Below are 16,502 nucleotides of genomic sequence, written 5' to 3' on the forward strand. Positions count from 1 at the left end.
AAACCGGTCTGGAGCGAAGCCTGAATATGGTCCTGGAGGAACCTTTTTCGAGCGTATTTGCCACAGTTATTTGTGCACGGGAGGCAAACGTAAGGGGGAGGCGTGTTCCAGCGTTAATGGGCGGTCAGATGTGACCGGTGAAGCCTGTAGTCTGCGAGGATACAGGAAAATTGGGTGGTAACGCGTGAGGTGACTCTCGTCCCATAGGGGCGGGGGTCTTTTTTGTGCCCAATTTGTTCCAAATTCATAAATTGGAGTACCATCATGTCAGCAGGTCTTATCGAGCTGCCGTGAACAAAACAGGAGGCAACATACATGTCCAATGAGAACACATTTTACATTACGACACCGATCTATTATCCGAGCGACAAGCTACATATAGGTCATGCTTACACGACAGTTGCGGGAGATGCAATGGCCCGTTACAAGCGGCTACGCGGTTATGAAGTGCGTTATTTGACAGGAACGGATGAGCATGGTCAGAAGATTGAGCAAAAGGCAAGTGCAGCTGGCAAAACGCCACAACGTTTCGTAGATGACATTGTGGCAGGCATCCAAGACCTGTGGCGGAAGCTCGACATTTCCAATGACGATTTTATCCGTACTACGGAGGAACGTCATAAGGCTGTCGTACAGGAAATTTTTGATCGTTTATTAAAACAAGGCGATATTTACAAGGGAGAATACGAAGGCTGGTACAGCATCCCTGACGAGACGTACTACACAGAAACTCAGCTGGTTGACGTGGTGAAGGACGCTAAAGGCAATGTGACTGGAGGTAAGAGCCCGGATAGTGGACACCCTGTAGAATTGGTCAAGGAAGAGAGCTACTTTTTCCGCATGAGCAAGTATGCTGATCGGTTGCTGCAATTTTATGAAGAGAACCCGCAGTTTATCCAACCGGAATCCCGGAAAAAAGAAATGATTAACAACTTCATCAAGCCGGGGCTAGAGGATCTGGCTGTTTCCCGTACAACTTTTGACTGGGGTGTTAAGGTCAAGGGGGACCCGAAGCATGTCGTATACGTTTGGATTGACGCACTTTCCAACTACATCACAGCCTTGGGATATGGTTCTTCTAATACTGAGCTGTACGATAAATTTTGGCCAGCAAATGTGCATATCGTGGGTAAAGAGATTGTACGGTTCCACACGATATATTGGCCAATCATGCTGATGGCATTGGATCTTCCGTTACCTAAAAAAGTATTTGCACATGGTTGGTTACTTATGAAAGATGGTAAAATGTCGAAATCTAAAGGCAATGTGGTAGACCCGGTAACGTTGATTGACCGTTATGGTCTGGACCAACTTCGATACTACTTGCTGCGCGAGGTGCCTTTTGGGGCAGATGGAACATTTACACCAGAAAGTTTTGTAGATCGAGTTAATTCGGATTTGGCAAATGATCTGGGCAACTTGTTGAATCGTACCGTGGCGATGGTAGATAAATATTTTGACGGCAAGGTTCCGGCTTATGAAGCAAATGTAACAGAATTCGACGGAGCTCTTGAAGACATGGCAACATCGACTTATAGCAAAGTAGAAGAAGCCATGGAAAACATGGAGTTTTCCGTGGCATTAACGGCGATTAGCCAATTTATTAGCCGTAGCAACAAATATATTGACGAGACGCAACCATGGAATTTGGCTAAGGATGAGGCAAAACGTCGTGAATTGGCATCGGTTATGTTGCATTTGGTAGAAAGCTTGCGCATCGCTTCCATCTTACTTCAGCCATTCTTAACCCGTGCTCCTCATAAAATTTGGGAACAGCTCGGTATTAGCCAAGGTGAGCTGACTACATGGGATAGCGGCAAGCAGTTTGGTCGTATTCCGGAAGGAACACAGTTGGTCAAAGGTAATCCGATCTTCCCACGTCTGGATTCAGAGCAAGAGGTTGCTTTTATCGTGGAAGCAATGACAGGAGGTAAGAAACCAGAGGAAGCTACGACACAAGTTCAACCACAGAATGCATCTGAGGCGAGCCAGGAAGCGCCGGAGGCAAAGGAAGAGATTGGCATTGAGGATTTTGCCAAGGTGGAACTGCGCGTTGCTCAGGTCGTCGCCTGCGAGCCTGTAAAGAAGGCCGATAAACTGTTAAAGCTCCAACTTGATCTTGGTTATGAGCAACGGCAGGTAGTATCAGGGATTGCGAAGTTTTATACACCTGAAGATATCATTGGGCGCAAGGTGATCTGTGTGACCAATCTTAAGCCAGTAAAACTTCGGGGAGAGCTGTCGCAAGGTATGATTTTGGCAGCTTCACATGGAGATCAGCTTACGCTCGCCACCGTACCGGAAGGTATGCCGAATGGTGCAGTAGTAAAGTAGTACGCTAGTTAAATAAAAGAACGTAATGAGCGTATGTCCGGGAATCATTCTTCCTGGGCATGCGCTTTTTGGCGTGCATCATATTTTGCTCCCGCTATACGTATGTTTTAGTAGGCAGGGCTTGTTTGCTCGTGTTCACTTAAGACAGGTGGGAGGAAATGAGGATGACAGATATTAACGCCGGATTGGCGATCGTAGCCGGACTGTTTTCTTTTTTTTCACCGTGTTGTTTACCACTGTATCCATCTTATTTATCGTATATGACAGGGATGTCTGCGCGTGAACTGGCTGAAGGACGGCATAAGGCCGAGGTTCGTTATCGTACGATGGGGCATACACTTGCTTTTGTACTGGGCTTTTCGGTCGTTTTCTATTCACTGGGTGCAGGTGTCGGGTTGCTTGGAGAATGGTTTGCCAATTATGGGGATACGCTAAGAGTGGTAGCAGGGTTACTTATTTTACTAATGGGACTGGTATCTCTTGGTGTGGTAAGTCCTTTGATTCTAATGAGGGAGCATAAGCTTCGCTGGACATGGAAGCCTGCCGGGTACGCCGGTTCCTTTGTAATCGGAATTGGGTTTGCGGCAGGCTGGTCGCCCTGTATTGGTCCCATGCTAACAGCTATTATCGCTTTGGCTGCAGTAGAGCATCACATTTGGTTCAAACTGATTACAGGCTATGCGCTTGGGTTTGCGATTCCATTTTTTGTATTAGCTTTGCTGGTAGGCTCTGTTCGGCTATCCTCTCGCTATACCTCCATCCTCATCAAAACAGGTGGCATACTACTTGTTATCACTGGCATTTTACTGGTAACGGATCATATGACCGATGTAACGCTATTTTTACAACGGATTACCCCGGGTTGGATGCTAGTTATGTGAAATACTCAATACGACTTAAAGGAAAATGTTCAAAAATACGCTCTGTGATAAACTCTCGCAGTGCATTTTGCTGTTCATCGGGATAAACGTATTTGTTTTGTCCCCAGCGTCCCCATTTTTTCTTGCGTTTCTCTATGTCCATCTCCAGCTTGGTTTTCGGATAACGTTTCTCGATGACAGCTTTGGATGTTTTGGTGAAGCGATGCTGTATTAATTCGAACGTCAAATCTTTTGTAGCATGCTGGGGCAAGGTTTCTCCCAATTTGCGTAGTAACTCGCCGTAACCTTCTTCCCAGCCGTCATACCAGATGATGGGTGCAATGATGAACCCAAGCGGATAACCGGCTCGTGCGATTTTGCCCGCGGCTTCAATACGTTCCTCGAAGCGGGAAGTTGCAGGTTCAAACTGTTTAATAACATAATCGGAATTAATGCTAAAGCGGATGCGAGTATGACCATTATGTTTAATATCCAGCAATGGATCAACATGATGATATTTAGTAACAAAACGCAGACGGCCAAATTCCTCATCTGCCATGAAACGAATCAAGTCTCCAAGCGTTCCGGTGATATGCTCCAAACCAACCGGATCGGAGGTGCAAGCTGCTTCAAAACGGGTAATTTCAGGCGCACGCTCCTCGATATAAGCTTTAGCTGCTGATAAGATATCGTCAGTGTTGACATATACACGAATATACGGCTTTGCTCCCAAGGTTGTTTGTAAATAACAGTAGTGACAATGCCCCATGCAACCAGTCGAAATGGGGATGGCATATTCAGCAGAAGGCTTGGATTGATCAAAAGTTAACGTTTTACGGATACCAACTACCAAAGTTTTTTTTGCCATTCGGTACTTTTCAACTTCAGTTTCACCTGGTAAATTGGTAATTCGGTTGTGAGAGGTAGTCATCCGGTACGGAATATCCTTGGCTTTAACCCAATCCATAATACGCTGGCCCTTGGGATAATTTAGTGCGTCTGGCTCAAAAAACACCAGGTCAGGCAAAAATGGCTTGGTTCCTCTGGTTTGGACAGGAGTACGCTCAAGCGTAGACATGGCTAACGCTCCTTTCAAAATAAATCCACAGTGCTCTGGTGTCCAACTTTAACATATTGCCGCAGAAGTAAACGATACAGGGACGACGATATTAGTGTACCCGGCTTAAATTGAACAAATCGTGGCAATAGATGTGAGTGAAGGGATGAGACTTGCCAATGGGCAATGATAACATGTATCATTACATAGTAGGTTTAACGCAGGAAATGAAGGCGGTAAGCGCCCGTTCAATAACAGAAAAGAGGGAAACAAGTGCCAACGCCAAGCATGGAAGATTATTTGGAACGCATTTACCAACTGATTGATGAGAAGGGATATGCTCGTGTCTCGGACATCGCAGAGGGTTTAGAGGTGCATCCTTCGTCCGTCACCAAAATGATTCAGAAGTTGGATAAGGACGATTATCTTGTATATGAGAAGTATCGGGGACTGATTTTGACACCAAAAGGGAAAAAGGTCGGCAAACGGTTGGTTGATCGCCATCAGTTATTAGAGCAATTTCTGGATATGATTGGGGTTGAGAAGGACCTGATATATAAAGATGTGGAAGGTATTGAGCATCATTTGAGCTGGGATTCCATCACCCGTATCGAAACATTGGTTGAATATTTTCGTCGGGATGAAGATCGCTTGCGCCAGCTTCATGACATACACAAGGAATTGAGTGGAGATTCCTAAAAGCATCTGTCCTTATGGACGATGCTTTTTTATTTGTCCCGACCGCAACAAATATCCGGTGATTAGCGTCTATCCATTATATAGCAGGACAAGATAGGGGTTAAAATTAACAGGGTTAGCGGAGGATTGTAATAATATGAATCGAAAGAAAATAGTGGCATTGGCTGCAGGCCTACTCTTAGCAGTGCAGACTGCCATCGTTCCTGGAGTTCAAGCAGCTCCAACTGGTGATATTGAAATTATATTGGACGGACAGTCCCTGCAAAGCGACGCGTCACCGTATATTGTACAGGGAGCCAATGTTACGATGGTTCCTTTGCGCGTGATTAGTGAGGGAATGGGCGCTCAGGTCAACTGGTCGGAATCGTCCGGTATGGTAACGATTACGGCTCAGAACAAAAATATATCTATGGAGAACGGTGCACAAAGCGCTACGGTGAATGGCAAGTCAGTTCGACTGGATGCATCTGCCCGTATGACAAGCGGGAGAGTCATGGTGCCTCTGCGTTTTGTTGGAGAAGAGTTGGGATTAAAAGTGGATTGGCAAGCTTCAGAGCGAGTCATTACGTTAAGCAGTGGTAAGGAAGGTGTCTCAACGGGTGGGAGTAGCTCAGCGGGAAACAGTGCTTCCACATCAGATACGTCTGCATCTGGCAATCAGGAGAGTGTAAGTACGGATCAGGGAGCCAGCGATAATGAGCAGACGGTTGTCACTTCACCGTCAACGTCTACTAGTGAGGACGGTTCAAGTTCTTCACAGGCAAATGTTGTTCAGGTAAAGGCTTCAACTTCCATGCGTGGGGCATGGATTTCTACCATCAATGGAGATTGGCCTTCTTCCGCTGCCCGAAGCAGCTCCGAGAAGCAAAAGCAGGAGTTTACTAAAATGCTCGATGATTTGCAGGGGATGGGCATCAATGCGGTATTTGTTCAGGTTCGTGCCAGCGGTGATGCGATCTACCCGTCGAGTCTCGTACCCTGGAGCAAGTATTTGACCAACACCCAAGGTAAAAATCCAGGCTATGATCCCTTGAAATTTATGATTAGCGAATCGCATAAGCGAGGGATGGAATTCCATGCCTGGTTTAATCCGTTCCGTGCGAATTCTACAGGAACAACCAGCGGTTTGGCTGCAAACCATGTGGCTAATCAGCACCCGGACTGGATTGTTAAGAATGGTAGCCAATTGTACATCAATCCAGGAATTCCGGCTGCACGTCAGCATGTCATTGCGGCGATTATGGAGGTCGTGGACGGATATGATATTGACGGCGTCCATTTGGACGATTATTTTTATCCTTACAGCGGGACTTTTGATGATGATGCGACCTTCAAAGCATATAATGCCAACAAAATCTCTAATAAGGGCGACTGGCGGAGAGATAATGTGAACAGTTTTGTTCGCGATTTGGGCAAAAGCATTCATGCCAGCAAGTCTAAAGTTCAATTCGGAATTAGCCCATTTGGAGTGTGGCGCAACAAATCTCAGGACTTAACGGGTTCAGACACGAAGGCAGGCGTTACAGCGTATGATACGACGTTTGCGGATGTGAGAACCTGGATTAACAAAGAATGGATTGACTATGTAGCTCCACAAATTTACTGGAGTATCGGTTTCCCTGCGGCTGGATATGACAAGCTTGTCGCATGGTGGTCCAATGAGGTCAAAAATTCAGATGTTAAGCTATATATCGGTCATTCTCCGTATAAAATCGGCACCCCTGAAAAGGGCTGGCAAACGGCTCAAGAGCTAATTAAGCAGCTTGAACTGAACAAAGATTATAAACAGGTCAAAGGGGATATTTACTTTAGTGCACAGCATTTGCGTAAAAATCCATATGGACTCATTCAGCTTCTTCAAAATTATTATCAAATGTGATATAAATTGGATCATATAGGTTCTATTTGGGCCTCCGTTCTCATAGATAAGCAGTAGAACTGCTTACTCCCAAGAGAACGGAGGTTTTTTGATCTATGCTGATCAATGCTGTGTTCCAGGGTGGAGGGGTTAAGGGAATTTCGCTGGCGGGTGCAGTTAAGGCTGCGGAGGAGCATGGAATTGTATTCAATCGTTTAGCAGGTACATCATCAGGTGCTATTGTAGCTGCTTTATTGGCTGCGGGATACTCTGCGGATGAAATGAAAGCCGTAATAGAGAAAACCCCCTTGGTTAAGTTGTTACGACGTTCTCCAGTGTTCAATATTAAGTGGGTTGGACCAGCAGCTCGTATCTTTCTTAAAAAAGGTCTCTATTCAGGGGAGGCACTGGAGCACTGGGTACGTGAGCTGTTACGAGCTAAGGGAGTGCGTACGTTTGCGGATTTACCTCCTGGCAAACTGCGCATTATTGCATCAGATATCACGAATGGACGCATTCTGGTGCTTCCTGAGGATATCAAACGTTTTGGTATAAATCCTTCTTCACTGGAGGTAGCAAAGGCCATTCGGATGAGCACAAGTATCCCTTACTTTTTTGATCCCGTTATGTTAAGACTTGATTCTGCACTTGCCAAGGGAAAAACCTTTTCCCAGCAATTTGTATTTGTAGTTGATGGGGCTTTACTAAGCAATTTGCCTTTGTGGCTTTTTGATGAGCCTGTAAATGAACGTGAGGCCAAAACGATTCCAACGGTAGGGTTTCAAATGGTGGGCAAGACGGGTACGGAGACCAAAGTTTCTTATATACGGGGTCCTTTGACCATGCTGCAGGCTATTTTCGATACCATGCTATCAGCACACGATGAACGATATATTGAGCAGGAGAATCGGTATCGGACGATTAAAATTCCAACATTGGGGATCCGCACTGCACAATTTAACATTTCTACAGTGCAAAGTGATTTGCTGTATGCTTCCGGTGTGCAGGCAGGGGATGCTTTTTTCCACAAATGGAGCATCACTTCTTACCAGCAGCAGTATAGCAAATACCAATTGATGAAGGATACCATGTACGCTATGAAATGAACACTAATTGGCAGTTAAAGTAATTTAAAAGGGTGTGAAAAAAGGAGCCTCTTCCCGTCATATTTTAATACGCGGGTGACGGCTCCTTTGTGTTGCATTTTAAAGGATGATTATTATCGTTAATGATATTTAGGTTGTTCTTCTTCATTTTTGCCCTTGGAACCTTCAATCACATGAAAAGGATACGCTTTGCGCTTGCCCGTAGTCTGCTGCTTACGTGCGTTGGCTGTTTTGGCCATGGTGCGCACAGAGGGTTTGATTTTGGGAGTACGATTGCTTTGTCCTGGCAGGTATTTGTATAGCAGAAATATAACTGCAAAAACAAGGACGGGAATGAGTAAACTCATGAGAAAGCCCCAACTTCCTCTCCACAGCATATCCACAATCCCATATGCACCCAAAGCAAGGGTAAGCCAGAAAATAACAGCATGTCTGTTCATTATTCACTCATCCTTTCACAGGATCAAGGGCAGGACTGTTGAAGGTCTCCTTTACAGGTACATTTTCCAACTCAGCATCCAATTCAAGCATACGCTTAAATGAGGCAATGGATACCTCCACTTGATCATCAGTCGGTTCTTTGGTGGTAAGTAGTTGCAGCCACAGACCGGGGTAACCTAAATAACGAAGTACCGGAATTTCACGAAGAGCATTGGTCAGCTTGAGAAATTCAAAAGAAAGCCCCAGTACGATCGGAAGCAGTAGAAGCCGTTGCCCCATACGCTCCCACAGATTATCGTAGGTGAATAGGGAATAGACAAGTACCCCGATGATCACGGTCAGCATAATAAAGCTGCTACCGCAGCGGTAATGCAGACGGCTGTATTTTTGCACATTGGCCGGAGTTAGTTCTTCCCCAGCTTCGAATGCCGTAATTACTTTATGCTCTGCACCGTGATATTGAAACAATCGTTTAATTAACGGAGTTTGGGAAATACCCCATAAATAAGCCAGCAGCAGAATCAGCTTAATGGCTCCTTCGGCGAGGTTATGCAAAATTTGGCTGTGAAATAAGCTGCCGAACAGGAAATTCTCTACAATAACCGGAACGAGGGTTAACACAATTTTGCCGAACAAGAAGGAGATAATCCCGACTGCCGCTACACCGATCATCATACTCAGACTCCAGCGAGATTCTTCTTTTTTCTTTTGCTCAGCGCGTTCTTCCGGATCTACTTCATCATCAGCATACGCATCGGCTGAATAGTTCAAATGCTTGGTACCTTTGGCGCTGGAGTCGATGATGCTTACAATCCCCCGCAATAAAGGAATTCTGCGGAATTTGGATACCCAGGATTGCTCCTTGCGTGGTACTTCCAAATATGTGATTTCGCCAGTTTTGCGGCGAACTGCCGTGACATTGACACGCTTGCCGCCGAACATGACACCTTCAATGACTGCCTGACCACCGTAGCTCACAGGCTTGGATGCTTGTGACAACCGTCTCACCTCTCTTAATACATGCTTTTTTGTATATTGTATCGAATTTGGAAGGGAATATCTAGTTAGATGAAACTGGTGTAACCACAGGCTTATAAAAAAAGCATTTATGGAGCGTCAGACTGCTCACATAAATGCTACTCATTATAAAACTTCGGAAACAACCTATTGCGTAATTGCCCCAACAACCTGATCAACCAGTCCTTTTGATGAGAGAGGGCCGCCAAATGTCCATGTCGTACCGTTCAGTGGATAGGTGCGTTTTTCTTTAACGAAATTCAGACCGTTCCAGACCGAATTATTTTTCATAGGTGCCCCGAAAACATCATCGTCCGGCTGCACAATATAGATAAAGTTGCTGTTCTGAACAGCAGACAGAGCTTCAATACCGACGGTTGTAAAGCCATACGGTTCAACTTTGCTTGGTTTCCAATCATTAATCATACCGATCTTCGCCAGTGTTGCCACGACGACTGAGTTATCCGAAAACATACGGAGGCTGGCCGCATTTTGCGAAGTGAAAGCTTGTGTCAGTACATAATGAAAATCCGACTTGCCAGCAGCGGCGAGCTTTTCTTTGGCTTCAGCATAATGCTGATCCAGTTCGGCAAGCACCTGCTTAGCTTTTTCTTCTTTTCCCAGAGCAACTGCGATGCTATTAAAAATTTCTACCATTTTATCATGATCGTAGCCATTACCATTGTTCAGATTATATTCGATCGTAGGAGCGATGGCCTTAAGTTGCTCATAGATAGCTTCATTCCCATCAACATTGGAAATGATCAGATCCGGCTTCAATGCAGCAATCGCTTCCAGATTCGGTTCGTTACGCGTGCCGACATCGACCACGCTACTATCCAGAGCCGCCTCCGGTGTCACGTACACCTTGTAGTTGGCATTGTCAGCATTACCCACCGGCTGAACGCCCAACGCAACCAAATCCTCTGTAAATGTCCATTCCAGCACTACGACACGCTGTGCGGGCTTGTCGAGCGTGACCTCACCACGATTATGCTTTACCGTCACAGGACCGGTCGCTGTGTCAGTCGGTTTACTACCCGTGGCTACCTGATCTTTGTCCGATGCATTGTCGGCTGCTCCGCAACCTGCCAGAGTGAGCGTAAAAACCATTAACAATAAAATCCCGATGAATCCCTTTTTCATAGAAGCGTTCTCCCGTATATATGTTTTTATAAAATGATAATGATTATCATTTTCACCATTATATTATGATAGAGGATTGAAATTTTGTCAATGTAAAAAACGGGTCCGTGCACTCAAGTCGAAAGCTGCCATTATTCAGCATTCCTGTTCATTGTTAAACTCTCCCCCCTTGGAGCATACTACCAGCAAAATGGAATGCAGAATCCGATGGAAGTACATGCATTTCCGATTGCAATAGTCTTTACGATGGGAAAAAGTTTTCATAATGAAAGGGGATTAAACAACATGAGCGAAACCTTCTCTATACCCAAGATAGGACATGAACAGGAGCAGCCTCGTGGATCTCAGGATCCACGTAATCATAACGACAGTGGTAGAGGCAGGCAGCAGTCAGGCAAAATACATACGCCTCTCATTCCTTTTGCGCTTGAGTTGGGTTTTTTTTCGGGTTTGCTCTGGGGATTGCTGCGCTGGCTGTTTTATAAGTTGCACTTTACCGTAGTAGCGCCTGGTTTTCTCGCAGAGCCTTTTTTCAAGCATTCATTTATGAACACCATGGCGGGACATCTGGTAGGGCTACTGTTTTTTATTGGATTATCCGTCGTAGCTTCACTGGTGTACACTCTGTTGCTGCGCAGATTTAAGGGTCCTTTACCCGGCATTGTGTATGGCCTGATTTGGTGGGTTGTTTTATTTGTATTAACAGGTCCTAAGCTAGGGATGATGAATGCTCCTGATCGGTTAACATGGAATTCCTTATATACGGAAATTTGTGTGTTTTTACTGTGGGGACTATTTATCGGATATACCGTTGCTGTCGAGTATACGGATGAAAGAAAGCGCGAGCCTGAGAAAGCTGAGAGCTGAACGTAACAAAAACTTCTCAAGCGCCTATTCCCTGTGTTAAAATAGCATTTGGTTATTTGACAGAGGGGAGCGGAATGAAAGATGAAGAATGACCGGGTGTTAAAGCTGCGGCTGGCGCTGGGCGAGCATAATCTGCGGGCTATGCTGATTACTAGCCCTGTCAATCGTCGATATTTGACAGGCTTCACAGGTTCGGCAGGTTATGTGCTGATTACGGAATCCCATAGCTATTTGCTGACTGACTTTCGCTATATGACGCAAGCGACCGAACAAGCCGAAGGCTTCACGGTAGTGCAGCACGCTGCACAGGTCATGGAAACGGTGAAAGAATTGCTGTCTTCCCATCAGATCAGCGAAACAGGCTTTGAGCAAGACGCTGTAACTGTTGCGACGCATAAAGCTTATAGCGAAGATTTGTCACCTATTTCACTGGTTCCGGTGTCGGGCATTGTAGAGAAATTACGGGTGTACAAGGATGCGGAAGAGCTGGAAGTGATGCAGCGGGCAGCGGATTTGGCAGATGCTACTTTTGCACACATTTTACCTTACATCAAACCAGGTGTCAGCGAGCGTGAGCTGGATCTGGAAATGGAATTCTTCATGCGCAAGCAGGGAGCTACATCCTCTTCATTTGACACAATTGTGGCTTCTGGAGTTCGTTCGGCATTGCCTCATGGCGTAGCCAGTGCTAAGTTAGTACAAGCAGGCGAGCTGATTACGTTTGATTTTGGTGCGTTGCTGGATGGCTATTGCTCCGATTTGACACGTACAGTGGCCACACAAGGGGATTTAGCGCCCCAGTTGCGTGAGATCTACGATATTGTACTTAAGGCGCAACTTCACGCACTTGAACATATTAAGCCGGGCATGACAGGCCGTGAAGCGGATGCACTGACCCGGGATATTATTGCAAGCCATGGCTATGGAGACAATTTCGGGCACAGTACAGGTCATGGTCTGGGTCTTGAAGTACATGAATCTACACGCCTGTCGAAGGCGAGTGATGATATTCTGGAGCCGGGTATGGTGGTAACGGTCGAGCCAGGTATCTATGTGCCTGGATTGGGCGGTGTACGGATCGAGGATGATATCGTTATTACAGATAGCGGCATCAAATTATTAACACATTCGAGCAAAGAATTTACAGTCGTTTAATAACGATAACAGTCCTGTAGGAGGGGTATTTTAGTGATTAACGTTAATGATTTTAAAACAGGTTTGACCGTCGAGGTAGACGGAGATATTTTTACGGTGCTGGATTTCCAACACGTAAAACCGGGTAAAGGTGCAGCATTCGTACGCTCCAAGTTGAAAAACTTGCGTAACGGTAACACTGTTGAACGTACATTCCGTGCGGGTGAAACGATCGGTCGTGCGCAAATCGAAAATCGCGGTGTATCTTATCTGTATGCTAGTGCAGACGATCATACATTCATGGATAATGAAACATATGATCAATTCACATTGTCCAGCGATCAATTGAAATGGGAACTTAACTTCCTGAAAGAAAACATGAATGTAAATATCGTCAGCTATAACGGCGAAATCTTGGGTATTAACCTGCCAACCAGCGTGGAACTCAAAGTAATCGAAACAGAACCAGGTATTAAAGGTAATACAGCTACAGGTGCTACCAAAAATGCCAAATTGGAAACGGGTTTGAATGTTCAAGTTCCTTTGTTCATTAACCAAGATGACGTATTGTTAATTGATACACGTGACGGTAAATACATGTCTCGCGCATAAAATTTGCTGCTTTTAGATTTCCTCTGTCCTTGTAAGGGCAGGGGATATTTTTATAAGCACTAATATTAAAAAACAATGGCTCCGCACAGCACTTTCATATTATACTGTACTAAAGTTATTCCGCAGGATGTCACGTTCAAGTCGTTGGGTGCCATCTCAAGGTTACATACTGAGTCTGAGGGAGTGAATATCGTTGTCTTTGTATGTCATGAAATTCGGAGGCAGTTCCGTCGGTGACACGGAGCGCATGAAACGCGTGGCAAAACGCGTTGTTGAGAAACAGAGTGAAGGGCATCAATGTGTAGTGGTCGTTTCCGCAATGGGAGACACGACAGACGAACTGATTGACCAGGCCAAATTGTTGAATGAGCAGTTGCCTGCACGTGAGTTGGATATGTTGATGACGACAGGTGAGCAAATTTCAATCGCCTTGTTGTCGATGGCTATTCAGCAGTTGGGTCATGAAGCGGTATCGTTTACGGGATGGCAGGCTGGTTTCCGTACTGAATCTGACTTTGGTCGAGCACGAATTACGGACATTCAACCTCAGCGAGTGCTGGAAGCACTGAGCAGCAACAAGATCGTTGTTGTAGCTGGCTTCCAAGGGATGTCTGCAGAGGGAGACATTACAACGCTGGGACGTGGTGGCTCTGATACGACGGCGGTTGCGCTGGCGGCGGCGATTCAAGCGGATGCCTGCGAAATTTACACGGATGTGGACGGTATATATTCAACTGATCCACGGATCGTAAAAGTTGCTCGTAAGCTAAAAGAAATTTCTTATGATGAAATGCTGGAATTAGCCAATCTGGGTGCAGCTGTATTGCATCCTCGTGCGGTAGAATATGCTAAACATAACCGGGTACCGCTGATTGTGAGGTCCAGTTTTAACCATAATGAAGGAACGGTCGTAAAGGAGGATGCAGTAATGGAACAAGGCGTTGTAGTCAGTGGGATTGCATATGATAAAAATGTAGCAAGAATCAGTATTTTGGGCGTCGCCGATATTCCCGGCGTACTGGCGAAAGTATTTGGAACACTGGCGGCAGCCAAAATTGATGTAGACATTATTGTACAGAGCGGGGTTGAAGCTGGTAAAGCGGATTTCTCCTTTACAGTAGCTCTGACGGATCGTGAAGCGGCACTGAAGACGCTGGAAGGTATTCGTGGAGAGCTTCCGTACCGTGAAGTAACGTCTGAGGAAAACTTGGTGAAGGTTTCCATTGTAGGTGCAGGAATGGTTAGCCATCCGGGTGTTGCTGCGCAAATGTTTGCCGTACTGGCAGAGCAAGGCGTTAGCATTAAAATGGTAAGCACATCTGAAATCAAAGTATCGTGTGTAATTGAAGCGGGTAAGCTTCATGAGGTTATTCAGGCGTTGCATACAGCTTATAACCTGGACACCGAGGAGCAAGCGTTTGTGGGTGGACCGCAAGACCGTCGTTAATAACTGCAACGTGATCTAGACACTGAATATGGCTAATGTGAACGATGCTTATGACAGATAAAGGTTGATACATTATATGCCCTCTATTTATAGTTTGATAAATCATAGAATACAGCAGTAGGTTAAGAGGTTGTTCCATCAGTGAGAGTTAAACTGAGGGGCAGCCTCTTTTTTTCTGAATCTATCTTTTCTACCCAAGGGTTTCCCTTAGCCGACAAGGCTTTGAGAGGCCCTTTTTTATTTGTGCAAATTAGAGAATGGTGCTTAAACAAGCGGGAGAAAGGTCTGTTGAGCGTTGATAGGAGTTAGCAAAAGTTTGCCTAGGTTTTCAATATATTTTCGGCATAAAAAGCGAGAGTCAACCATAGACTTGTCTTAAAGAAAAAGGACAACTGTGAGGGGGCTGCATCGGTATGGAATGGCTGGAGTTATTTCCCGAACCGTTGCACGGTATACTCGGAAGGCTTCCAGAAACGGTATTTGAGCAACTGGAAGAAATCCGGGTCAGGGAAGGAAGGCCGTTAGAAATTAATGCAAACGGTGAACATCATTTTGTAACGTCTGCTGGTCAGCTGACTTTGAACCATGTGGAAGCCTATAAGCCTGACCGTGAGGATGCCCACCGACTGCTGGATTTTATCAGCAATCATTCCCTCTATACGATGGAAGAGGAGCTTCGTAAAGGGTTTATTACGATCCCTGGCGGTCATCGTATTGGCTTGGCAGGGAGAACCGTGCTCAACCGAGGACGAGTGGAGCATTTGAGGGATATAAGCAGCTTTAATGTAAGAATTGCGCGTGCAATTCCCGGCATAGCTGATCGGATATTGCCTTATGTAGCAGATCGAATGTCCGGGAAAATCCGGCATACCCTCATTTTGTCCCCTCCTCAGCATGGCAAAACGACACTGCTTAGGGACTTGGCTCGGCAACTCAGTTACGGAGGGATGGAAAGCCATGGGGGGCGACGGAATGGACTCAAGGTAGGCATTATAGACGAACGCTCTGAGATCGCTGGTAGTCACAAAGGTATCCCGGGTTTTGATGTCGGGCCTCGCACCGATGTATTGGACGGATGTCCGAAAGCAGAAGGCATGATGATGATGATCCGCTCGATGTCACCGGATGTCCTCATTGTTGATGAAATCGGACGACCGGAAGATGCGGAGGCGGTGCGCGAAGCGCTCCATGCAGGCATTGCAGTCATTGCTTCCGCACATGGTCGCGATGTGGCTGAAATGGCGACCCGGTCTGCTTTTGCTGGATTAACTACAGGACAAGAGCTGTTTCAACTCTACGTCATGCTGGAGCGGACGAGCCGGGGCGTCTCATTCCGACTGGCAGATGCCAAGCAACGCAGGATTACACTGTCTGGAGAAGGGCAGAATGGGGGCATCTCCTATGCTTAAGCTACTGGGGGCAGCCTTGGTTATACTGGCCGCTACGCTGGCAGGTTGGCAACGGGCAAGGCAGTTTGCAATGAGGCCGCGGCAAATCAGGGAGTTGATTCTTGCGCTGCAAAGATTGACCACCGAGGTTTCGTACGGGGTGTCTCCGTTACCAGATGCTTTCGCCAAGACAGGAGAGCCCCTGCGAGAGCCCTTACGCAGTCTGTTTCAGCAAGCCTCACGCTGGATGCACCCCTCTTTTGGCCTGACTGCCAGAGAAAGCTTGCATAAAGCCATTGAAGACTCGTGGAGCCGTTCCTCTATGAAGCAAGCCGAGAAGGAAGCGATGCGGCAGCTTGCTTACAGTCTTGGAACCAGCGACCGTGAAGACCAGATCAAGCACATTGCGTTGACCATCCAGCAGTTATCCCATGAGGAAGCGCAGGCGCAGGCAGATCAGGTGAGGTACGAGCGTATGAGCAGGAGCCTGGGACTGCTGATCGGAGCATTGATCGTCATTTTGATCTATTAGCGGG

15 protein-coding genes are annotated in these 16,502 nt (G+C 46.2%); 11 read left to right on the plus strand and 4 right to left on the minus strand.

Annotation, left to right across the window (positions count from 1 at the left end; genetic code table 11):
* Positions 1-315: 315 nt before the first annotated feature.
* Complete coding sequence (metG, locus tag JOD82_RS00280) at positions 316-2,334, plus strand: methionine--tRNA ligase (protein WP_069012736.1); 2,019 nt, start codon at positions 316-318, stop codon at positions 2,332-2,334.
* A gap of 164 nt (positions 2,335-2,498) precedes the next feature.
* A complete protein-coding gene (locus JOD82_RS00285; protein WP_069012735.1) occupies positions 2,499-3,215 on the plus strand; it encodes a cytochrome c biogenesis CcdA family protein in 717 nt (238 codons plus the stop codon).
* Here the strand turns inward: JOD82_RS00285 and splB are convergent.
* A complete protein-coding gene (gene splB, locus JOD82_RS00290; protein ID WP_023989268.1) occupies positions 3,208-4,272 on the minus strand; it encodes a spore photoproduct lyase in 1,065 nt (354 codons plus the stop codon). The genes JOD82_RS00285 and splB overlap by 8 nt on opposite strands.
* A gap of 252 nt (positions 4,273-4,524) precedes the next feature.
* Here splB and mntR point away from each other — a divergent pair, with 252 nt between their 5' ends.
* The 3 genes from mntR to JOD82_RS00305 all read left to right on the plus strand — a co-directional run bounded on the left by mntR (position 4,525) and on the right by JOD82_RS00305 (position 7,914).
* A complete protein-coding gene (gene mntR, locus JOD82_RS00295) occupies positions 4,525-4,950 on the plus strand; it encodes a transcriptional regulator MntR (protein ID WP_029517241.1) in 426 nt (141 codons plus the stop codon).
* A 136-nt stretch (positions 4,951-5,086) separates the two neighbouring features.
* Complete coding sequence (locus JOD82_RS00300) at positions 5,087-6,829, plus strand: family 10 glycosylhydrolase (RefSeq protein ID WP_209947328.1); 1,743 nt, start codon at positions 5,087-5,089, stop codon at positions 6,827-6,829.
* 95 nt (positions 6,830-6,924) lie between these two features.
* The gene (locus tag JOD82_RS00305) at positions 6,925-7,914 is read left to right on the plus strand and encodes a patatin-like phospholipase family protein (RefSeq protein ID WP_029517243.1); all 990 of its coding nucleotides are present in this window, start codon (positions 6,925-6,927) and stop codon (positions 7,912-7,914) included.
* Positions 7,915-8,033: 119 nt separating this feature from the next.
* On the opposite strand, the gene JOD82_RS00310 is transcribed toward JOD82_RS00305, so the two are convergent.
* The 3 genes from JOD82_RS00310 to JOD82_RS00320 all read right to left on the minus strand — a co-directional run bounded on the left by JOD82_RS00310 (position 8,034) and on the right by JOD82_RS00320 (position 10,518).
* The gene (locus JOD82_RS00310; RefSeq protein ID WP_029517244.1) at positions 8,034-8,354 is read right to left on the minus strand and encodes a hypothetical protein; all 321 of its coding nucleotides are present in this window, start codon (positions 8,352-8,354) and stop codon (positions 8,034-8,036) included.
* A gap of 7 nt (positions 8,355-8,361) precedes the next feature.
* Entirely contained in the window at positions 8,362-9,354 is a 993-nt protein-coding gene (locus tag JOD82_RS00315) for a DUF1385 domain-containing protein (protein WP_069012733.1), read from the minus strand.
* A gap of 165 nt (positions 9,355-9,519) precedes the next feature.
* Positions 9,520-10,518 carry an ABC transporter substrate-binding protein gene (locus tag JOD82_RS00320; RefSeq protein WP_069012732.1) on the minus strand — a complete coding sequence of 333 codons (999 nt, stop codon included), beginning with the start codon at positions 10,516-10,518 and terminating at the stop codon, positions 9,520-9,522.
* 285 nt (positions 10,519-10,803) lie between these two features.
* Here JOD82_RS00320 and JOD82_RS00325 point away from each other — a divergent pair, with 285 nt between their 5' ends.
* The 6 genes from JOD82_RS00325 to spoIIIAB all read left to right on the plus strand — a co-directional run bounded on the left by JOD82_RS00325 (position 10,804) and on the right by spoIIIAB (position 16,498).
* Positions 10,804-11,385 (plus strand): YqhR family membrane protein, encoded by a 582-nt coding sequence (locus JOD82_RS00325; protein WP_069012731.1) that lies wholly within the window; start codon positions 10,804-10,806, stop codon positions 11,383-11,385.
* A gap of 81 nt (positions 11,386-11,466) precedes the next feature.
* On the plus strand, positions 11,467-12,540 hold the full coding sequence (locus JOD82_RS00330) for a M24 family metallopeptidase (protein WP_029517248.1): 1,074 nt from the start codon (positions 11,467-11,469) through the stop codon (positions 12,538-12,540).
* A 33-nt stretch (positions 12,541-12,573) separates the two neighbouring features.
* A complete protein-coding gene (gene efp, locus JOD82_RS00335) occupies positions 12,574-13,131 on the plus strand; it encodes an elongation factor P (protein WP_029517249.1) in 558 nt (185 codons plus the stop codon).
* A 193-nt stretch (positions 13,132-13,324) separates the two neighbouring features.
* Positions 13,325-14,578 carry an aspartate kinase gene (locus JOD82_RS00340; RefSeq protein ID WP_069012730.1) on the plus strand — a complete coding sequence of 418 codons (1,254 nt, stop codon included), beginning with the start codon at positions 13,325-13,327 and terminating at the stop codon, positions 14,576-14,578.
* Between the two features lie 413 nt (positions 14,579-14,991).
* On the plus strand, positions 14,992-15,987 hold the full coding sequence (spoIIIAA, locus tag JOD82_RS00345; RefSeq protein WP_069012729.1) for a stage III sporulation protein AA: 996 nt from the start codon (positions 14,992-14,994) through the stop codon (positions 15,985-15,987).
* Positions 15,980-16,498: a stage III sporulation protein SpoIIIAB gene (gene spoIIIAB / locus JOD82_RS00350; protein ID WP_069012728.1), complete on the plus strand. Its 519-nt coding sequence runs from the start codon at positions 15,980-15,982 to the stop codon at positions 16,496-16,498. Before spoIIIAA ends, spoIIIAB begins: the two co-directional genes overlap by 8 nt.
* The last annotated feature ends 4 nt before the right edge of the window (positions 16,499-16,502 follow it).

Source organism: Paenibacillus sp. 1182 (assembly GCF_017833915.1).
GTDB classification, from domain to species: domain Bacteria; phylum Bacillota; class Bacilli; order Paenibacillales; family Paenibacillaceae; genus Paenibacillus; species Paenibacillus polymyxa_D.